The organism is Ferruginibacter paludis (assembly GCF_030409685.1).
In the GTDB taxonomy this organism is placed as follows: Bacteria; Bacteroidota; Bacteroidia; order Chitinophagales; family Chitinophagaceae; genus Ferruginibacter; species Ferruginibacter paludis.
In genome coordinates this window covers 1-21,262 of record NZ_JAUFQJ010000002.1, presented here as the reverse complement: position 1 = coordinate 21,262, position 21,262 = coordinate 1, and the positions used below count along the sequence as shown (strand labels likewise).

At 39.8% G+C, this 21,262-nt stretch carries 19 protein-coding genes; 8 read left to right on the top strand and 11 right to left on the bottom strand.

Annotation, left to right across the window (positions count from 1 at the left end; translation table 11 throughout):
- Positions 1-12: 12 nt before the first annotated feature.
- Positions 13-825: a glycosyltransferase gene (locus tag QWZ08_RS02115; protein ID WP_290335536.1), complete on the bottom strand. Its 813-nt coding sequence runs from the start codon at positions 823-825 to the stop codon at positions 13-15.
- Positions 826-1,137: 312 nt separating this feature from the next.
- On the opposite strand from QWZ08_RS02115, the gene QWZ08_RS02110 reads away from it, so the two are divergent.
- Positions 1,138-1,890 (top strand): glycosyltransferase family 2 protein, encoded by a 753-nt coding sequence (locus QWZ08_RS02110; RefSeq protein ID WP_290335535.1) that lies wholly within the window; start codon positions 1,138-1,140, stop codon positions 1,888-1,890.
- 420 nt (positions 1,891-2,310) lie between these two features.
- On the opposite strand, the gene QWZ08_RS02105 is transcribed toward QWZ08_RS02110, so the two are convergent.
- The 7 genes from QWZ08_RS02105 to QWZ08_RS02075 form a co-directional block, all read right to left on the bottom strand.
- On the bottom strand, positions 2,311-2,679 hold the full coding sequence (locus QWZ08_RS02105) for a cupin domain-containing protein (RefSeq protein WP_290335534.1): 369 nt from the start codon (positions 2,677-2,679) through the stop codon (positions 2,311-2,313).
- A gap of 349 nt (positions 2,680-3,028) precedes the next feature.
- Positions 3,029-3,589: a helix-turn-helix domain-containing protein gene (locus QWZ08_RS02100; protein WP_290335533.1), complete on the bottom strand. Its 561-nt coding sequence runs from the start codon at positions 3,587-3,589 to the stop codon at positions 3,029-3,031.
- Positions 3,590-3,815: 226 nt separating this feature from the next.
- The gene (locus QWZ08_RS02095; RefSeq protein ID WP_290335532.1) at positions 3,816-4,178 is read right to left on the bottom strand and encodes a cupin domain-containing protein; all 363 of its coding nucleotides are present in this window, start codon (positions 4,176-4,178) and stop codon (positions 3,816-3,818) included.
- Between the two features lie 326 nt (positions 4,179-4,504).
- The gene (locus QWZ08_RS02090) at positions 4,505-4,852 is read right to left on the bottom strand and encodes a universal stress protein (protein ID WP_290335531.1); all 348 of its coding nucleotides are present in this window, start codon (positions 4,850-4,852) and stop codon (positions 4,505-4,507) included.
- The gene (locus QWZ08_RS02085) at positions 4,806-4,928 is read right to left on the bottom strand and encodes a hypothetical protein (protein ID WP_290335530.1); all 123 of its coding nucleotides are present in this window, start codon (positions 4,926-4,928) and stop codon (positions 4,806-4,808) included. The genes QWZ08_RS02090 and QWZ08_RS02085 overlap by 47 nt, the downstream gene beginning before the upstream one ends.
- Positions 4,925-6,028, bottom strand: coding sequence for an alkene reductase (locus QWZ08_RS02080; protein ID WP_290335529.1), 1,104 nt, complete (start codon positions 6,026-6,028; stop codon positions 4,925-4,927). The genes QWZ08_RS02085 and QWZ08_RS02080 overlap by 4 nt, the downstream gene beginning before the upstream one ends.
- 9 nt (positions 6,029-6,037) lie before the next feature.
- Positions 6,038-7,060 carry a 2-hydroxyacid dehydrogenase gene (locus QWZ08_RS02075; RefSeq protein ID WP_290335528.1) on the bottom strand — a complete coding sequence of 341 codons (1,023 nt, stop codon included), beginning with the start codon at positions 7,058-7,060 and terminating at the stop codon, positions 6,038-6,040.
- Between the two features lie 199 nt (positions 7,061-7,259).
- On the opposite strand from QWZ08_RS02075, the gene QWZ08_RS02070 reads away from it, so the two are divergent.
- The 7 genes from QWZ08_RS02070 (at position 7,260) to QWZ08_RS02040 (ending at position 18,187) form a co-directional block, all read left to right on the top strand.
- Positions 7,260-7,862, top strand: a complete 603-nt coding sequence (locus QWZ08_RS02070; RefSeq protein WP_290335527.1) for a 2,3-bisphosphoglycerate-dependent phosphoglycerate mutase — start codon at positions 7,260-7,262, stop codon at positions 7,860-7,862.
- 415 nt (positions 7,863-8,277) lie between these two features.
- A complete protein-coding gene (locus tag QWZ08_RS02065) occupies positions 8,278-9,102 on the top strand; it encodes a DUF6544 family protein (protein WP_290335526.1) in 825 nt (274 codons plus the stop codon).
- A 153-nt stretch (positions 9,103-9,255) separates the two neighbouring features.
- A complete protein-coding gene (locus QWZ08_RS02060; protein WP_290335525.1) occupies positions 9,256-10,002 on the top strand; it encodes a two-component system sensor histidine kinase NtrB in 747 nt (248 codons plus the stop codon).
- A 322-nt stretch (positions 10,003-10,324) separates the two neighbouring features.
- Positions 10,325-10,885 (top strand): helix-turn-helix domain-containing protein, encoded by a 561-nt coding sequence (locus QWZ08_RS02055; protein WP_290335524.1) that lies wholly within the window; start codon positions 10,325-10,327, stop codon positions 10,883-10,885.
- 25 nt (positions 10,886-10,910) lie between these two features.
- Entirely contained in the window at positions 10,911-13,862 is a 2,952-nt protein-coding gene (locus QWZ08_RS02050; protein WP_290335523.1) for an ATP-binding protein, read from the top strand.
- Positions 13,846-14,280: a response regulator gene (locus QWZ08_RS02045; protein ID WP_290335522.1), complete on the top strand. Its 435-nt coding sequence runs from the start codon at positions 13,846-13,848 to the stop codon at positions 14,278-14,280. The genes QWZ08_RS02050 and QWZ08_RS02045 overlap by 17 nt, the downstream gene beginning before the upstream one ends.
- Before the next feature lie 730 nt (positions 14,281-15,010).
- A complete protein-coding gene (locus QWZ08_RS02040; protein ID WP_290335521.1) occupies positions 15,011-18,187 on the top strand; it encodes a chemotaxis protein CheB in 3,177 nt (1,058 codons plus the stop codon).
- A 223-nt stretch (positions 18,188-18,410) separates the two neighbouring features.
- On the opposite strand, the gene QWZ08_RS02035 is transcribed toward QWZ08_RS02040, so the two are convergent.
- The 3 genes from QWZ08_RS02035 to QWZ08_RS02025 are packed head-to-tail and all read right to left on the bottom strand — an operon-like array spanning position 18,411 to position 21,239.
- Positions 18,411-19,292, bottom strand: coding sequence for a helix-turn-helix domain-containing protein (locus QWZ08_RS02035; RefSeq protein ID WP_290335520.1), 882 nt, complete (start codon positions 19,290-19,292; stop codon positions 18,411-18,413).
- Positions 19,293-19,315: 23 nt separating this feature from the next.
- A complete protein-coding gene (fabF, locus tag QWZ08_RS02030; protein ID WP_290335519.1) occupies positions 19,316-20,572 on the bottom strand; it encodes a beta-ketoacyl-ACP synthase II in 1,257 nt (418 codons plus the stop codon).
- Positions 20,573-20,594: 22 nt separating this feature from the next.
- Positions 20,595-21,239 carry a pyridoxamine 5'-phosphate oxidase family protein gene (locus tag QWZ08_RS02025; protein WP_290335518.1) on the bottom strand — a complete coding sequence of 215 codons (645 nt, stop codon included), beginning with the start codon at positions 21,237-21,239 and terminating at the stop codon, positions 20,595-20,597.
- Positions 21,240-21,262 lie beyond the last annotated feature (23 nt).

Sequence of the window (21,262 nt, the reverse complement as noted above, 5' to 3'; positions counted from 1 at the left end):
CTAATTTCTTAATTACGTTGCATTATATATAACTCTTTTTGTAATAAATATAATTTGGTACGGTATCATCATTAATATAAACAGCTTCACAGATCCCAGCATAGCCAGAAATTTGTTCTTGCCATAAAACGATACCACTTTTCTACGGCTTTTTAACTGAACAGATCTTTGTAATATGGATATTCCTTTATGATTTATTTCGCAGGTTACCAAAAATTCATCGATGATAGCAGTTTTCGCATGGTCTGTCATTGCGTAGAACAGGCCATAATCTTCTGCACAGGGATATTGTTCAGGGTACTTCAATTTTCCTACGCCAGCCATGCGCCACATCACAGTAGGATGGATGAATACATTTCTAAAATACATCTCCCGTTTTATGTGCTTATGAAGAGTAGGGGTGCAATAGCTGTAGGCAGATCCGCTTGTATTATCTTTAAAATAACACCAGCTTCCTGTTAGGTGAATCTCAGGATGCTTGTCAAAAAAGGCTATTTGTGTATAAAATCGGTTGGGCGAGCAAATATCACCGCAATCAAGACGAGCAATAAACCTCGTGGCATAATTTGCATAAATAAATTCCAGCGCCCTGTTCAACGCTATTGTAATGCCCTGGTTTTTGCTATTGGTAATTATTTTGATATCGTGTTGCGGGCAGTGCAATTTTTCGATTGTGACGGCATCTATACTCCCGTCATCTACAATTATAATAACATATTTGCCCCGGTTATAATGAATACTGTTTAAGGAGGTACGCAGACCTTCAAGATTATTATAGCACGGTATTATAATACAGAGATCAATAAGGTTGGTTGGACATATCATAGCTTACATTTGGCGCGACAGGCGAATATAAGAACCTTATTACAGATATAAATGATTATTGATAAAAAGATTATTAATAAATTAAAAAACCAATGTAAAACCAATGTGTCAGTAGAGAAAATTTCTATTGTTCGGGCAAAAAATTCAGCAAAATGTATTTTGAACGTTACTTGCTTGCAATTTAAATTTATATAAAATCTAATACAAGATCAATTATCTTCGTTCATTCAACAGTACTTACAATTCCAATAATTAATTTCGTATCAATCATATTTAAATATTGACTGCCTGCGTAATTTTAAGATTAACCCTATGTCTTCGCTTTCTGTAGTAATAATCACTTTTAATGAAGCGCATAATATTGAGCGTTGTCTGAACTCTGTCAGGCAGGTTGCTGATGAAATAATTATTCTGGACTCTTTTTCCACGGATGACACTGTTGCTTTGGCGTCTAAAATGGGCGTGGTTGTTAAACAGCAGCAGTTTCTTGGATATATTCAGCAAAAAAATGCCGCACTGGAACTTGCTTCAAATAATTATGTGCTTTGCCTGGATGCAGATGAGGCGCTGGATGAAGCTCTTGTGCAATCTATTCTTTCAGTTAAAGAAAACTTTACGGCCACAGCTTATCATTTTAACCGGTGCACCAGCTATTGCGGCCGCTTTATAAGAAATGGCTCCTGGTATCCGGATAAAAAAATCCGTTTGTTTGACAAACGTCATGCGCAATGGGGAGGCATCAATCCACATGACAAGGTAGAATTAACAGTGAAAAATGAAGTTGTTCAGTATTTAAAAGGTGACATGCTGCACTTTTCTTATTATACTATTGAAGAACATTTAGCAAGAATCAATCACTATACTACTATCTCTGCTGCGGCATTATACGCAAAAGGTGTGCGAAGCAACTGGGCTAAAATATTGATCAATCCGCTCTGGCGCTTTATTTACGGATATTTTATCAGGCTTGGTTTTTTAGATGGATTTTACGGCTTCGTAATTGCCATCAATTGTTCACACGAAACATTTCAAAAATATATTAAGCTTTATCAGCTGCAACAATAAGTAATTCAGCCCCGTTGGTGCCCTATACAGTTAGCCCCGCAAGCGAATTGCATTTATCACTGATCTTACTGGATTTCCTTTTATGGCCGAGAATTTCGAATTACCATTTCCTTTTTCACATCCCCCGTCAAGCAAACAAAAATGGCCGTTGAATATGCCGGTAGCGGGTAGCATGAACGCGTAAGAAAAAGGTGAAGAATTATATTGTGCTGTAGCTGGCAAAATTCAACAGCAGCTAAAGATGATGAGATTGGCCCCTGCTTCGCCAAAAAATAGCAGACGCTGCAAAGGGAACTATGATGGCTGAAAGTGAGTTAAGAAAAGGAGGCAGGTTATGATTTATCTGCCTGGGATAATAAAGTTACCTGGCGAAATATCACAACTTTCCGGCTTGCTGCCGTCAGCTGGATAATGGCTGTTTTATTCATATCCACTTTTTATTACAGTCAGAATTATTTTGAATCTGCCATTGGGTTTTATATGGCTTGACTGATGCGCAGGAATCAGTATTCCCTGGCCTGTTTGCAGTGTAGTGTCTTTTCCATCAATTACAATGATAGCGCTGCCATCAATGATCTGAGCATAGGTATCAAAAGGCGAAATTTTTTCATTGAGTCCTTCACCGTTGGCAAATGACAAGGCATTGACAGAGCCTGTCGCTTTTTTTAAAATAGATTTACTTAAAACCGAGTTGTGTTCATATTCTATCAACTCAACAATGATGTGAGCTTTTCCTTTTTCAATTTCACCTTCTTTACTGGGTAATTTTTCAAGTTCTTCCGTATCCATTTTTTTAATTTATAGTGTGTTGAAATATGTGGCACAAATGTCGGTCCACGTTTATGCATTTCCCAAAATGCCTTACCAGCCTCATTTTATAAGGAAGGCAGGTAAAAAAAATAAAGGAGCCGGTATAGAAATACAGCTCCATTTTTTTTGTCCAATATCCTATGAAAACCTTCTGCAAAGAACCGTTGATTATTATTTTTTCAGTTGCAAAATTTCTGGAAAAAATTGTATAATTCACGGGTGCTTGCAGGAGAGATAACATTTAGTATTTAATTCAGCAGCCTTAATGAATTCGTTTTATAGGCCGCTTTCGTTTTTTCTACAATGAAAGAACACTTGTTAAACAGCGCTACAAATCTTCCAGCAGGTTGAGCTTTTTCTTTTTTAAAGACTTGAAGTAAGTAGGTGTGAGCCCGGTTATTTTTTTAAACTGGCTGGATAGATGCGCTACATCGCTGTAATGCAATTTGTAGGCTATTTCGGTAAGATTAAGTTCATCGTAGATGATAAGTTCTTTTACCTTTTCAATTTTATGCATAATGATAAACTGCTCAATGGTAGTGCCCTGGGTTTCGGAAAAAAGATTTGACAGATAGGTATAATTATGATGCAATTTATCCGCCAGGAAATCAGAGAATTTCGTTTTGGGCAAATCATCCGCATAATGCACCATTTCCACAATTACGTTTTTGATTCTTTCAATCAGGATGGCTTTTTTATCATCCATCAGTTCCAGCCCGGATTTTAGCAGCAGTATTTTTAAACCCTCTCTCTTTCCTTCAGAAAGATCTTCCAACACATCTACCTCCCCCAAATTGACAGTTACGTAATGAAGTCCCAAAGTTTTAAATGCATCTTTTACAACCATTTTGCAGCGCAGGCTTACCATGTATTTAATGTAGAGCTTCAAAGTATCATTGCTTGCTGTTGTTAAAGATTTTATCAAAAATGTACCTCCATAATCAAGCCGGGTTACTAAATGTTGTAATCAGTACAACTGATTGATCCAATTAAGCGCAGCGGGCGCATTGCAAACCATTTCCAACTTCAGGTGACCAGTCTTTCGAAAGGCCAGTGCCGGATTGGATAAGCCACAAAAAGGCTGGTGAAACTTACAAAACCTCAGCAGGTAATACTTATTCTTCGTAACCACTTTTAATTACAGTTGAAATCATTTTAAATTGTTCACCGGCATTAAAGCAATGTTTGGCATGGGCGGGGATAATAATACCCTGCCCAAGTGTTAGTTTTAATTTTTTATCTTCAATGGTGATCTCCGCAGTACCATCAATTATCTGTATGAAGTTATCAAAAGGAGCAATTTTTTCTGCCAGTTCTTCTCCAGCTGCAAATGAAGAAACGGTTACGTTGCCCGTTGTTTTTTTAACGATGGTTCTGCTTAATACTGCATTGGGTATATACTCTATGATCTCTACAATAATGTGGACTTTGTCTTTTTCAATTTCACTTGTTCCGATATCCAGTCTTTCTGTTGCCATTGGTTTGCTTGTTTAATTTTTAATTACTACTATATAAGGATGTAATGTAGACCAATCCACCCAACAGCGCAGTTAAATCATTTTAACAAAAAACGCAAGCAGATTTATTCTTAACAAAGTTGTTTATGGCTGAGGGACTTGACGAAAATTCAGCTGCAACTGGTTAAATTAACTTTTTTTCTTTCTGTGCCTTTATCCTGGGATTGCAAGCAAGCTGATGGTTTTTACCAACGAGAAATGGTTTGGAAGCACTGCAGGCTGAAAAATGAATGCTATAAAAAAGAAAAGCGCAAAAAAATTTTCACATCAGTGGGTGAACTGATTTTTTATTTTTTTACCGGGATAATAAACATTGGTATACCTGTATGTTGCAATACAGATTCTGCCGTGCTGCCCAGTAAAATATGTTCCAGCCAATTGCGACTGTGAGTTCCCATCACAATTACATCTGCTTTTATTTCTTTTGCCACTTCTATAATGGAGGTGGATGCATCGCCTTCTCTGACAATTGTGTTTATATTATTTCCGCCAAGATGTTTTTTGGACTGCTCAAGAAATTCATACGACGATTTCTTAAGCGTCTCCAGCACATCAGGCTCCAACAGGTAAAAGAACTTTCTACCTGTTTTACAACGGTTGCTGCAATACACCCTGTTCCCTGAACACTTCTTCATGCGTAACCGTCCATGCCACACAGGCAATGGGTATGGCCAGTAAAAAAAGCCAGGCGGCCTCTAAAGTGATTATCATACCGTGATCAGTTTTTCCTGGTACAACGGGTAATCTGTATAGCCTTTTTCGTCGGCACTGTAAAAGAGGTCCATATGCAGGTCAGTTGACAAAGGCCAGTTATTCGCCAGCCGTTCAACGAGGTCGGGGTTGTTGATAAAAGGTCGGCCAAAGGCAATCAGGTTCGCCAGACCGCTTTCAATATCTGCTTCAGCTCTTTCCTTATCAAAGCCGCCACAGTGAATAATTGAGTTGGTGAAATTTTTCCGGATCAGGCTTTTTATTTCAAGTGGTACCGCGGGTGCACCCATGGCACTGTGATCCACCAAATGGATATGGGCAATACCAACTTTATTTAATTCTTTCGACAAGTATCCATACGTTGCATCAATTTCAGGGTAATGCGGCATGTCACTTGCCACACCATAGGGCGACAAACGAATGCCGGTTTTATCTTTTCCTATGGCTGCTGCAACTGCAGTAGTTACTTCAAGCACAAATCGGCAGCGGTCTTCAATGCTTCCGCCATAATTATCAGTACGTGTATTACTAAAAGGAGATAAAAATTCTTCCAGTAAGTAACCATTTGCACCATGTAATTCAACGCCGTCAAAGCCGGCGATCAGCGCATTTTTTGCAGCCATAACAAATTCATTTTTTGTTAGCAGGATGTCTTCAGCAGTCATTGCTTTTGGCACAATGAAATCCTGTAATTGTTTGCTATCTGTCCACATTTGGCCGGCTGCTTTAACAGCAGATGGTGCAATGATTTCAGTTCCTTCCGCCATGTTAAGCGGGTGGCTGATTCTGCCTGTGTGCATCAGCTGAACAGCTATTTTTCCGCCATTGCCATGCACGGCATCCGTAACTTTTTTCCATCCTGCTATCTGCGCTGTATTGAATATGCCCGGTATTCTTGCATAGCCCAACCCGTTCGGCGAAGGTGAAGTACCTTCTGTAATTATTAAACCGGCCTGCGAGCGTTGCTGGTAATACTGCACCATTAAATCGTTGGGAACATTGCCAATTGCCCTGCACCTGGTCATCGGCGCCATTACAATGTGGTTTAATAATGTGGCTGATCCGGTTTTGGTAGCCTGGAATAATTTGTATTCTTTCATGTTTGGTGTTTATGATGATAACTGTAATAATTTTGTCTTTTCAATTTTTACTTCGTTCACTGATGGAATACCATTTTCAAAATCGGTAAAGTTTTTAATGGTGGTCAGCGCAATTTGTTCAACTGCTTCTTTGGTAAAAAATGCCTGGTGAGGTGTAATCAGCACATTGTTAAAAGACATCAGCCTTTCAATCAAATCATCCTGTACAATGCTTCCGGATAAATCTTTAAAGAATAAATTTTCTTCTCCTTCGTACACATCAATTCCCAGGTAGCCCAGCTGCGCTCTCTTTAATGCTTCAACGGCATGCGAGGTTTGTATAACAGCTCCACGACTGGTATTGATCAGCATTGCGCCTACTTTCATTTTGCCAAAAGCAAAGCTGTTAAACAAATGACGTGTATCGGCAGTAAGCGGGCAATGAATAGAAATGATGTCTGACACCTGCAGCAGTTCTTCAAAGGTTTTGTATTCAACACCTTTTTCTTTCAGCAGATCTGACTCTTTAATGTCGTAGGCAATTACTTTACATCCAAAGCCCAGCATGATGGCGGAAAATGCCCTGCCGATTTTGCCGGTACCGACAACACCCACCGTTTTGCCCGAAAGATTAAAACCCATCAGGTTGTTCAGTGAAAAATTATTTTCTCTTACCCTGTTGTAGGCCTTGTATGTTTTTCTGTCAAGCGCCAGGATAAGCGAAACAGCATGCTCTGCTATGGCCTGGGGTGAATAGGCCGGCACGCGCATTACTTTTATATTGCGTTTGGCAGCGGCTTCAATATCTACATTGTCGAAACCTGCGCTGCGCAGATCAATCAATTTAATGTTGTTGGCAGATAACTTATCAATAACTGTTTTGCTGATTTTATCAGACAATAAAACGCAAACTGCTTCATGCCCGATGGTGAGATTGATGCTGTCTTCATTGAGGCTCGCATCATAAAAAGTCAGCTGATGTTTGCCTCCGGCATTGGCGTTATTAAGGTATTCCCGTTCATAATATTTTGTACTGAAAATAGCGACTTTCATTATTTGCTCTTTTGTTTGTATATGGTTAAACCAGTATGCTAAGTTGGCGTTAATACTGAAGCCGCTGTTACACAATTGCAGAAAACAATTGCATCATTCACACATCGGGACAATAAAAAGTTGTGAATGATTAATTTTAGCAGACAATGTTCTTATTTTCAACAATATCAATTTTATGTAAAAAAATAAATCACCTGAAATGTCATTAACAATCATCCGCCACGGGCAATCCACTTATAATCTTGCCAACCTGTTTACAGGTAACTTGGATGTACCGCTGACCGCCTTGGGCGAAGAAGAGGCGGTGAATGCTGGAAAAAAAATAAAAAATTTTGCTTACCATGTCGCCTTTACTTCCATGCTGGTAAGAGCGCAGGAAACCTTGCGGATCATACTCGAAACTATTGAACAAACAACTATACCCGTAATAAAAAATGCAGCGCTGAATGAGCGCATGTATGGCGATTTACAGGGACTGAATAAAGCAGACACGATAGCAAAGTATGGAGAAGCTCAGGTGGAAATATGGAGAAGAAGTTATGCTGTCCGGCCACCCGGTGGTGAAAGCCTGGAAGATACTTTCAACCGAACGGCGCCTTATTACAAAGCGGTAATTGAGCCCAGGGTACATGCGGGAGAAAATGTATTGATAGTGGCTCATGGCAACAGTTTGAGGGCCCTGATGATGTACCTGGAAAACATCAGCCCCGAAGCCGTGGTGCAGGTGAATATCCCGACAGGGGTGCCGAGACTGTATACTTTTGACAAGAATTTAAAGCTTATCAATGCGGAATATTTATAGAAACTATTTCTTTTGTTACACTCCGGTATTAAGAAATGATTTTTTTAATCGTCCCTCAGTGCGGCTGTAATAATAGACATACTGTTTTAGTTTACAACTTAACTGTGGAAATTGAAAGGCGTCGCGGCTTTAATGCTTCATTGGAATTACTGTTGATTTTTTTGCCGGATGATCATGGCTTAAAGATGCGTTTATATCGTTGGAAGAGTATTACACTATTGCAGGAAAGAGTCGCATCATTCACACTTTTGCATACCGGCGAAGATTTTAAGTGGTAGCTTACAGTAAAAAAAAGCGGCCCGGGCAAGGATCAGCAGTGACATCTGCTGACGTTCAGTTTGCATTCTAAATTGTTGTCCAAATTGGCTGGCTGCTTTTAGGCAAAAATGATTCTGAAATACAAAATTAAAAGAGTATGATCATTATAATAGCGATTGCAAGCCTGCTGATAATTGTATTTATTGTGGGTAGCATCAGTTTATCCAAGCGGTTTCATCAACAGGTGAAAACACTTTTTTCATTGTCTCAAAATATTTCAGCCAGCACATTTTCCTACCCTCAGCTTGCTGGCCTGCCTGCTCCGGTGCAGCGGTATTTTAAACATGTTTTAAAAGAAGGGCAGGCATACGTCAGTTATGTAAGCCTTAAACACGACGGGCAATTTAAAACCGGCTTAGATAAGGGCTGGATTGATATAAAAGGGGAACAATATTTTACAGCGCAAAAGCCAGGCTTTATATGGAAAGGAACTACCAGTATGTTCACAGCACGCGATATGTACATTGCAGACGAGGGGCGGCTTGTGGTGTTGCTCTTCAATGTGTTTAAAGTAGCAGATAGTAAGGGAGCAAATTTTAATGAAGGGGAACTACAGCGATGGCTTGGGGAAAATGTTTGGTTTCCCACTAATCTATTGCCTGGTGAACATATCAGCTGGACGGCAATCAATGACTCGGCTGCACAATTATCATTCAGCTATAAGGGAATTGCGTTTGCTTACCGGGTAAGCTTTAATGCTGCAGACGAAATAGCCACAATGGAAACTACCAGGTTTATGGAAGCAGGTATTCGTGAGACATGGATCATCAGGCTAAATGACTATAAAAATTTCAACGGAATACTTGTTCCAACTGTATGTGAAGTGTTGTGGCGGTTGAAAAAAGGTGACTATCCTTATGCCAGGTTTCATGTAAGGGAAATTATGTACGATGAGCCAAATTATTTTAAAGCCTCGAAATAACCGGGGATATGTCTGAACGTAGTTCTAATTTTATTCAGTGGGCTCTTTTTGGAAACATGTGAATGATGTAACTTTTAGCAAGAGTTATGTAACAATTGTGAACAAATGCTTCCTCACCTTTATGGAATCAATTACTATCAAAAAAATTTAACCATGTTATACAACCAAACCGCCGCTGTTGCTACTGTTCTGTTACCAGTAAAAGACAATTACAGCCTGAACGTTGTTTGGAAAGCGCCTGAAAAAATAAAGGAACTGCCGCCGCAGTTTGCTTCTATCCTGGCGCACGAGGTTAGAAACCCGCTTACCAATATCAACCTGTCTGTCGACATCCTGGAAGCGCTGATGACGGATGACAGCCAGAAAATATACCTGGATATCATTAAAAGAAGTTATACACGCATCAATGATTTAATCAGTATACTGCTGAAAAAAGAAGCGGAGGATACGGCCGATAAAAGAAAACAATCCGTTCAGCAATTACTGGAGGATGTGCTGGTAACTGCCGGTGACCGCATCATACTAAAAAATATTGAAGTGCGTAAAAGCTATGCCCCTGCTGATTATAAAATAACAATGGATGAACCAAAAATGAAAATTGCACTGACCAATATGATTGTAAATGCGGTGGATGCGATGGCTTCTGAAGGCGGAATGCTAACACTGGTTACGGGGTATGAGGATAATAAATTCGTGGTAAGGATTGAAGACAACGGATGCGGCATTAAGAAAGAAAATTTAAAAAATATTTTTCAACCTTACTATACAACCAAGCCAAATGGGTTGGGTGTTGGCCTTGCACTAAGCTATACTATTTTAAAAGCCAACGGGGCAAATATTACTATTGATTCTACAGAAGGTAAAGGCACCACTTTTATTCTCTCGTTTAATAATAATTAAGTACTAACTGCGTGCATATTTAATATAAAATGTAAGCCATTTCAACATTTTCAACAGACTAAAAAAATTAATCTGCCATTAACCTGCCCCCGGCACACTTACCAATTAAGTTATTCCACTTAAAATAAAAGTGCATTCTTCCAACCAATGATTGCTAGCCACCAACTCACCTTTACAAGTCAGTATTTTTTGCAAAAGTAAAATTGTTTGTAATCTGTCCGCCTATAACTGTGAATTATACAACTATTTCATAAAATTTTAAAAGACTTTACTATTCAAAGCCCGGCATCTTTGTGTGTAATAACCTTTAAATTAAATATAGTTGAAACTATACATCAAATACATGGTGAGTAACCGGTGCAAAACGGCAGTTAAGGAAGAGCTTAAAAAATTAGGACTGCATTTTATTATGGTTGATTTGGGGGAAGTTGAGGTCATGGAAAATATCACCGAACAGCAGCGGGAATTATTGCAAGCTGCGCTGCTTGATACCGGGCTTCAGTTAATGGATGATAAAAGAGCGATATTGATTGAACGGATAAAAACAATCATTATTGAGATGGTGCATTATTCAGAAGAAATAGAAAGAGTTAATTTTTCAACCTTGCTGAGCGAAAAATTGCATCATGATTATACTTACCTCGCCAATTTATTTTCCGAAGTGCAGGGCACCACGATTGAACAATTTATCATTTCGCATAAGGTGCAACGCATCAAGGAGCTAATCATGTATGACGAACTTACCATTTCTGAAATAGCCTGGAAAATGAATTACAGCAGCGTTGCTCATTTGTCACACCAGTTTAAAAAAGTAACCGGCCTTTCGCCATCGCATTTTAAACAATTAAAAGATAAAAAGCGCACTCCGCTGGAAGAAATTTAAGACACGATTGTTCCAAAATAATACAATGAATAAACAAGAAAGCATCGGGGCTGAACTGGTTGAAAATACAATGGAAATGCATATTTATGCCGCAATGATGCAGTCGCCCGTGGCTATTGTCATTTTAAAGGGGAAAAACTATACCATCGATTTTGTAAATACACTTTATTTACAATTATTGGGTAAAGACAACACCATTATTGGCAAACCGATGTTTGCAGTTTTTCCTGAACTGCAATCAACCGTAATAAGAGAATTGATGGATACTGTAACGCAAAGCGGTGAAACTAAATGCATCAGTGAGCAGGAATTTTACATACTCCGGAATAATAAAAAAGAACAACTTTTTTTTACCTGCAGTTATCAGCCCTTTAAAGAAAAAGAAGGTAGTATTACGGGTGTAATTATCATCTTTACAGAAGTCACGGAACTGGTGAATAGTAAAAATTTGAATCTCCTTAACCAGCAAAAATTAGCCGGTGAACTGGATATTGCATGGACAAAACTTAGTTTTAAAAAAGCAGAAAAAGACAGGCTGGCAGCCGCACTGATTATCGCCAATAATGAACTGGCGTTCCAGGGAAACGAAAAAGGAAAGCGGGCGGCAGAATTGGGTATTGCTAACATAGAATTGGCTTATCAGGATGATGAAAAGGAAAAGCGGGCGGCAGAACTGATTATCGCCAATAAAGAGCTGGCCTTTCAAAACGATGAAAAAGAAAAGCGGGCACAGGAACTTAGCATTGCCAATAAAGAATTGATTTTTCAAAATAACGAAAAAGAAAAACGTGCCGCGGAACTAATCATCGCCAATAAAGAGCTGGCCTTTCAAAACGATGAAAAAGAAAAGCGGGCACAGGAACTTAGCATTGCCAATAAAGAATTGATTTTTCAAAACAACGAAAAAGAAAAGCGGGCAGCAGAACTCGTGATCGCCAATAAAGAACTGGCTTTTCAAAATGACGAAAAAGAAAAGCGGGCAGCCGAATTGCGGATTGCCAATTATGCCCGAAGTCTCATCGAAGCAAGTCAGGATCCGTTGTTCACAATCAGCACCAACGGAAAAATTACGGATATGAACAACGCCTCTGTAAATATTACGGGTGCCAGTAGGGAACTATTGACCGGCAGCAATTTTTTCGATTATTTCACCGAACCTGAAAAAGCGCGGGAAGCTTACGAGCGGACATTTGCCGTAGGCTTTGTTGCCGATTACCCGCTTACCATCCGCGACCACAAATTAACGGATGTATTATTCAATGGATCGGTTTACAAAGATGAACAGGGCCATGTGCAGGGTGTTGTAATTGTAGCACGGGATGTAACTGCCCAAAAGAGAATTGAAGAAGAATTGATAGCAGCAAAAGTAGTCGCGGAATTGGCAACTTCCACCGCACGGGAAGCCCAGGGCAATGCAGAAGCGGCTACCAAAATAGCTGAAAACGCAGTAAAGGCAAAGCAGCAGTTTTTATCGAACATGAGTCACGAAATACGCACTCCAATGAATGCCATCATTGGTTTTACAAAAGTGGTTCTAAAAACGGATTTATCAGAAAAGCAAAAGGAATACCTGAACGCCATTAAGATAAGCGGCGATGCACTGATTGTACTCATCAACGATATCCTTGACCTGGCAAAAGTAGATGCCGGTAAAATGTCTTTTGAGCAAATACCTTTCAAACTATCCGTGTCAATAGCCGCCATGCTGCATTTATTCGAAATAAAAATCCAGGAAAAAAATTTAAAGCTCATTAAAGAATACGATAGCAATATTCCGGAAGTGCTGATGGGCGACCCCGTACGCCTGCACCAGATTATTTTAAACCTGGTTAGCAATGCCGTAAAATTTACCACCACAGGAAGTATTACAGTCGGCGTACGCCTGTTGCAGGAAGACTATGATACCGCCAGTGTTGAATTTTTTGTAAAAGATACCGGTATTGGCATAAGGGAAGATAAAATGGAAAAGATTTTTGAGAACTTTCAGCAAGCCTCGAGCGGCACTTCCCGTTTGTACGGCGGTACCGGCCTGGGCCTTGCCATAGTGAAGCAGCTGGTAGAACCGCAGGGAGGTAGTATCACGGTGAAAAGTGTAATGGGTGAAGGCACCACGTTTAGTTTTATATTGCCTTTTAAAAAAACAAAAGAAGTAGCAGAGCCTTTGAATGAGATTGCTGAATTCGATGATAAGATTAAAAACATCCGGGTACTGGTAGTGGAAGATATAGCGTTGAACCAATTACTGATGAGGACGCTGCTGGATGATTTTGGATTTGAATGTGATATAGCCGCGGATGGGAAAATTGCCATCGAAAAACTGGAAAACGGGGTATATGATATTATCCTGATGGATTTGCAAATGCCGGAAATGAACGGCTTTGAAGCAACAGATTATATCCGGAAAAAAATGAAGCTCACACTTCCTATCATTGCTTTAACCGCAGATGTTACAACAGTGGATGTGGCAAAATGCAGGGAAGTAGGTATGAACGACTACATAGCCAAACCTGTGAACGAACGACTGTTGTATAGCAAATTGATTGAGCAGGTAAAGCGCAACAAAGTAGTGAGTGAAGAAAAGGTAACATCCGCCTTGCATTACGAAAAATGTACCGACCTGGAATATTTAAACCGGCGCACAAAATCGAACCCGGCATTGATGACCGAAATGATCTTGCTGTACCTGGAACAAACACCTCCGTTGATCAGCGCCATGAAACAAAGTTTTCATGATAAGAACTGGCAATTGTTACATTCAGCTGTGCACAAAATGATTCCATCTTTTTCAATTATGGGCATCAGCACCGATTTTGAAAACATGGCAAGAGTGATAAAGGAATATGCGCATACGCAGCAATTCAGGGCAGGACTTCCGGATATGGTGTTACAGCTGGAAAGCGTGTGCGTGCAGGCCTGTATGGAATTGAGGGAAGAATTGATCAGCATTAAAAACAAAAGTGATGAATGCACAAAATGAAGTAAAAATATTTTTAGTGGATGATGATGCGTTGCTGTTAAAATCGCTGGAGATTGATTTTGCCATGCATACAAAATATACTGTTGAAACATTTGCTACAGGCGAATTATGCATCGCTAATTTATCCTTCAAGCCTGATGTGATCATTTTGGATTATCACCTGGATGGGATTGAAGTAGCTGTGATGAACGGACTGGAAACCCTGCAAAAAATTAAACTGTTTAACCCAGATCTGCCGGTGGTAATGTTATCATCGCAGGATAAAATAGAAGTGGCGGTAAACTGTATGCACCACAAAGCTTTTGATTATGTCGTAAAAAGCGAAACTGCTTTTGTTCGTTTGCAACGAATCATTGAAACCATTCTCCTGCACCAGAAAGTGAAAAAAGAATTGAACTGGTATATGGAGCATATGTGACGCGGTATAAAACAACAAATCCCGTTCATTTTCCAGCACGATACAAACCTGAATATAAGATTCAAAACAGATGCATGTCTAAACATCGCACATAAAAAAAGTGACGTGTTTAACACTTATACCTCACCCACTTTTCTTTAGCTACAAGTTAATCGCTTTCTGCAGACATCCATTAACCATCCGCCAGACAAAGTGTGGCCATCACGAGTCAACCACTCTGGAATAATCTGCTGCCTGATATGACAAATTGCCGTCACAAACATATAATCACTGCATAGCGTTGCTTTTTGTTTTGTCATTTGGGCAATAAGCACTGCGAAAGTGTGAAGAAGAGTTGAAATATTTGCCAGCCATGCACCTCAATCAGTAAATTATGTAAATTAATTCCATAATTGTGTAACCGCAAGTATTGAAAATTGGTGAACTTTACCAGACAATTGCACTCCACCCATGGTTACCTACTTAATTGAACACCATGCCATTAGCATAGTATTATTGCCACCCGGTCAAACTTTCATTTGTGAAAGATGCATATTTGATCACCAGACAATTACAGGTTGAATGGGTGTTTTATAAATTGATTATTATCATTCAGACAGGATGATGATAATTTGCTATACTGATAAGCAAACAGGCTTACCTTTGATAGTCTTCGTCAGATTCTGGTTAATCATTCGTTCCTTACCAGCTCTTTCCTGTTAGTTTATTTTTTCATCGTTTAATTTTTATTATGCCCACTGTTCAACCACACCATGTTATTGCAATTGGTGCTTCCGCCGGCGGTTTAGATGAGATAAACGCTTTTTTTGACCATACGCCGCTGGATGGCGTTTCCTATGTAATCGTTCAGCATTTGTCGCCCGATTTTAAAAGCAGGATGAGCGAATTACTTGGGCGCCACAGCAAGCTGGAAGTGAAAGAAGCTGGCAATGATATGCCTATTGAAAGCAACCAGGTGTACCTGATTCCCAACAATAAGTTCATGACCATTCATGAAAACAAATTGTATTTAACTGATAAGGAAAATATAAAAGGTCCGCACCTTACCATCAACGCATTCTTTAATTCGCTGGCGGCAGATTATGGAAAAAAGGCCATTGCGGTAGTACTTTCCGGCCTGGGTTCTGATGGAACAGAAGGAATAAAAGCGATTAAGAAAGCAGGGGGAATGGTGATTGCCCGCAATCCGGAAACAGCGGAGTTCGGCAGCATGCCCGCCAATGCCATTGCAACCGGTTTGGTAGATTTTATTCTTGAACCTGCATTAATGCCCTCCACTATTGAAGACTATGTTAAACAGGATGGCCTGCTGCTGGTGGATGATCAGGATGATGAAAAAAATTGCAATGCCATCATAAGTTTGATAAATGAAAAATTACCGCTTGATTTTTCTGAATACAAGCGGCCGACCATTCTGCGCCGCATAAAAAGAAGGGCTGCGTATAATAATTTTAGCAGTCTTGAAAAGTACCTTGAATTTTTAACAACTTCACCCGAAGAAATAAAAATATTGGCGCAGGATTTCCTGATAAGCGTCACTACATTTTTCCGCGATCCCAAAGCTTTTGATTTTATACAAACGGATATTTTACCGGTTATACTCAAAGGCCTTGCGAAGGGTGAAGAATTAAAAATATGGGTTGCCGGTTGCGCTACCGGAGAGGAAGCTTATTCGCTGGCCATACTGGTACATGAGCAGTTAAAGGATAGTTTAAAAGAGGTGGTAGTAAAAATGTTTGCTACCGACATTGATGCCGTCGCACTCGTGCATGCAGGCAAAGGAGTTTATGCAGCAGGCATTGCCAGGGACATCACACCCGAACGGCTTGAAAAATATTTTAGTAAGGAAGGAGATAGCTATAAAGTAAAACCGGAAATACGCAATATGCTGATTTTCGCTCAACATAACATCGTAAAAAATCCACCTTACTGCAATATGCATTTTATCAGCTGCCGCAACCTGCTGATTTATATGACGCCGGTTTTACAAAAGAAAATATTTTTAATGCTGCTTTTCGGGCTTAAACGGGACGGGTATTTATTTTTAGGTAGCAGCGAAAACCCCATGCCTATTTTGCAGCACCTGGAAGTAATTAATAAAAAATGGAAAATTTATAAAAACCTGGAAACAAAACGCACCATCAACTTTGATGGATTTTCTTTACCGCAGATGGCGGATGTAAAAGGCATGCGGGAGGTTTCGCCCCTTGGGGATATAAACGAAATTATGCATACAAACCTGGCAGAAGCTGTGAATACGGCATTTTTTAAAGAGCTCGACTACCTGGTGGTTTGTGTAGATGAAAACGGCCAGGTGGTAAAGACCTATGGCGATACTACCAAATACCTGCTGCAAAAAAACTTCAATTTAAACCTGGTTGAATTACTGCCAAGGCCGCTTGCAGTTGCTTATAATACGCTTAGCATCCAGGTAAAAAAAACAGGTAAAAAAGCGGCTATCTCCACGATTAAAATGCCACAGCATGAAACGGAAATAAATGTAACGATGGCGGTAAAGCCGCTGGTATTGAAAACACCACTACAGCGCTTACTAATGGTGACTTTTAGTGAAGACAAGCTTGTTAAGGAGACCACAGATACTGGCATTGTATACGATGAAAAGAAATATTTTGACGAGTATACGTTAATTTTAGAAGAAGAGGTTAATAATTTAAAGGATAAGCTGAATACAACTTATGAACAACTGGATGCTTCCAACGATAATATGCAGTCGTATAACGAAGAGTTGCTTTCAGCCAATGAAGAAATGCAAAGTACCAATGAAGAAATGCAATCGGTAAACGAAGAGCTGCATACCATCAATGCAGACTACCAGCTAAAAAATAAAGAACTGCAGGAATTAAATGATGACCTGGATAATTATTTTAAAAGCAATATCAACGGGCAGCTGTTTGTAGACAATAACCTGGTGCTGATGAAATTTTCGCCGGGCACTGTAAAGCAGATCAACCTGCAGCCGGGTGATATCGGAAGGCCGCTGAGTGATATTTCTACCAACATTAAATTTGAAACAATAGCAGACGATATCAGACAGGTAATTAAAGATGGCAGAGTGATTTCAAAAGAAATTGAAACCAACAATGGCAAGTGGTACCAGGTAATGACGATGCCTTACACGCAACAGGCTGATCATAAAAATACCGGCGCCATAATTACTTTTAATGACATCACAGCCCTGAAACAAACGCAGCTGGAGCTGGATGAGAAAAATGAAAGCCTGTCCCGTATTAATGCTGATCTTGAAAACTTTGTAAACACTGCTTCGCATGATTTACTCGGGCCGCTTAGCAGTATTGAAATGAGTATTGCCGTGATGAACGAGGTAAAAGTGGTTGATCCGGAACTGAATAAATTTTTAGACATCATCAATAAGTCCGTTAAAAAATTCCGCACACTCATCAGCGAGATTGCCAATATTGCAAAAATAGAAAGCGATATGAAAGCGCTGGAGATGGTTGACCTGGATGAAATATTGAATAATATTGAATGGAGCCTTGATAATAAAATAGCGGCATCAAAAGCAGTCATTCACCGGCAACTGGAAGTAAAGCAAATTTTATTTTCAAAAAAGAATCTCCGCAGTATTTTATACAATCTTATCTCCAACAGCATCAAGTTTAAAGGCGAACAGCCACCAGTGGTTCACCTGCGTACAAAAAAGCTGGGGAATTATGTCGTGCTGTCGGTAGAGGATAATGGCATTGGCATCAAAACGGCCCACATCAATAAAATATTCGACATGTATGGCAGAATTCACAATGACGTGGAAGGGCAGGGCATTGGCCTGTACCTCGCCAAAAAAATAGTAGACGCTGCAAAAGGAAATATCGTTGTGGAAAGCGAGTTGGGGAAAGGGAGTAAGTTTATTATTTACTTGCCGGGGTAAATTAAGTTACCTGTCGGAATAGAGTCACAACGCTAAAGGCTACTGCCGTTAGTTGAAGAATAGCTATTTTATCCATATCCACTTTGTATTACCGTAGCATTATTTTACCCCTGTCACTGCGTTAGGTATTGCCCGGCTGTTGTAAAGGAATCAGTATTCCCCGTCCGGGTTTGTGGTGAGCTGCAAACATGCAATAATGGTGGAAAATAATATACCAGGGTATCTACGCCAAGCCTCTTGCAAATCCCACTGTATCCCTGTATAATTGCGGCGACACATCCGCATTTACTTTAAAGAAACGGCTGAAATAAAATTCATCTTCGTAGCCTAATTCGTAAGCTATTTGCTTTACGGTTTTATCGGTAAGATATAGTTCTCTCTTAGCTTCAATAATGATCCGCTCATTGATCAAACTAGATAATGTTTTATTAAAATGCGTTTTGGTGATTTTTGCCAACGCTTTTGGAGAAATGTACAACAGCTCTGCATACTCGCTGGCCGTGTGCTTTGTTTTAAAATTTTCTTCTATGGCATCTTTTAACTTCTGCAATATAAAAGGCTCTTTACTGTCTTTAACCATTTCTGCGACTTTTGGTTGTTGTTCAATTTTTAAACGGGATGCAGTTATCAAAAATATTTTTAGATAAGATACCAGCAACTCGTGTTGAGCCAGTGCCGCATGTTGCATTTCGGCTTCAATTTGTTCACAAAGCATTTTAAAAGTTGCAGCAGAATTTTCATCTACTTTAACAAAAGGCGGCTGGTAAACATTGTTGTACAAAACACCATTCAACTCCAGTTCTTTTTGGTGTTTATGAATACAAAAAAAATCGAAATGAAAGTATATAGCGATGCCTTTAATGGGCTTCGCAGTCGTGAATACGTAAGGCTGATAAGGCGCAAAAGTAAACAGGCTGTTGGCCTCAAAATCATACCCCTCAAAATTGGCGTTTACTGTGCCTGCGCCTTCCGTAACCCAGATAAGGGTGAAAAAATTATTTCGCTGTAAATGATCAAAAAATTCATTTCCTTCAAATGAAAAAAGCTTGAACGCAGGGTTGCCGTTTTGCTGATTGATAAGTGTAAAATTCGACTGATTAAGCATAACTGATTTTTATTCTTCAATTATTAAGGATAATACTTTTTAAAAATGGTGGTAGCAATATGGCCGCCAAACCCAAAGGTATTGCTCATTGCATAATTAATTTCTTTTGCCTGGGCTTTACCCAATGTAAGATTAAACCTGCCTGCAAATGCAGCCTCCACCACTTCTGTATTTATTGTTGGTGGAACTATTTTTTCATCAATTGCCTTAATACAAATAATGGCTTCAACTGCTCCGGCTGCCCCCAGTAAATGCCCGGTCATAGATTTCGTGGCACTGATATTTAAATGATTGTTTTCACCAAATACTCTGCTGATTGCTTTGAGTTCACTCCCGTCACCCATGTGTGTTGACGTAGCATGCGCATTTACATAATCAATTTGAGAAGCGGCTATTGCTGCATCTTCCAATGCATCCAGCATGCCCAGGTAAGCGCCTTCACCTTCGGGATGTGTGCCGGTTAAATGATAAGCATCAGCCGCCATTCCGGTACCAACAATTTCAGCTAAAATAGTTGCACCTCTTCTCAATGCCAATTCTAAACTTTCTACAATTAATGCACCCGCGCCTTCGCCAATTACAAAGCCATCTCTTTTTACATCAAACGGCCTGGAGGCAGCCTGCGGATTTTCGTTGTTTGTCGACAATGCTTTGGATGCATTAAAACCTCCAACTGAACTCTCATTAATGGGTGCTTCTGAACCGCCGGTAATAATCATATCTGCTTTGCCCAACCGAATATAATTGCAGGCATCAATGATGGCATTGTTGGAGGAGGCACAGGCCGAAACAGTTGAAAAATTAAGTCCTCTCAATCCATGCCGGATAGAAATAACTCCGGAAGGAATGTCTGCAATCATCTTAGGAATAAAGTAAGGATTAAACCTTGGTCGCCGGTTTCCTTTTACAAAATCTTCCACCTGCTCCTGGAAGGTTTGAATACCGCCGTTACCAGATCCCCAGATAACACCAATTTTATTCCTGTTTAATTTTTCAAAATCAATACCGGCATTTTTTATCGCTTCATCTGCTGCGGCAACCGCATACTGTGTAAACAAATCGTATTTACGGGCTTCATTCTTTTCAAAATAATCAGCCGGGTTAAACCCTTTTACTTCTGCAGCAAATTTTGTTTTAAAATAAGTGGTATCAAATTTTGTAATCCATCCAACGCCACTCTGTCCGGCAATAATATGCTGCCAGAATGTATCAACCGTATTTCCCAAAGGTGTTATTGCACCCATTCCTGTTATCACCACTCTTTTTAATTCTTTTACCATCTTATCCCCTTTTTATTTTTTACTAGCCATCATAACCAGCATCAATACCTGCTTCTTTTATCCTTGTCTTTAATACTTTAACTTCTTCTTCCAGCTGCGCCATGCGCTTACGTTGCGGGGCAAATGCCTGCTCAATTTCCTCTGCTGAATACCTTGGAGTAATGTGTTGCGGACAGTTCCAGTCATACGCTTCAATAGTCAAAACCATCATGCGCTCGGGCCTAAACTTATAATCACCTAAATCCAGCAAGTGGTACAATTCCGGATTATTTTTCAGTTCTATAATCTCAGCCTTAGCATAAATTTTCAATCTTGCTCTTGCAGGATAATCAACCATTATCAATGCGACATTATTGTTAGTAGCCAGGTTACCGACAGTGATGTATTGCATGTTACCCTTAAAATCAATGAAGCCAATTCGCTTTGAATCCAGCACTTTTAAAAAGCCTTTCGGTCCGCCACGATGCTGAATGTACGGGAAGCCATTTTCTCCGATACTTGCCATGTAAAAGCTATCCCGCTGTGCTATAAAATCCACCTCGTTATCGGTTAAACCATCAATGTAAGTATCCCTTTCCATCCTGGCATATGTTGCCCTGCTACCCAGTTTTTCCTGCATTTCTTTTACCGCATCAGAATAGGCGATTGCTGCAAAATTTTTGGCCATTGGTATTTATTTTATTAGCCCAA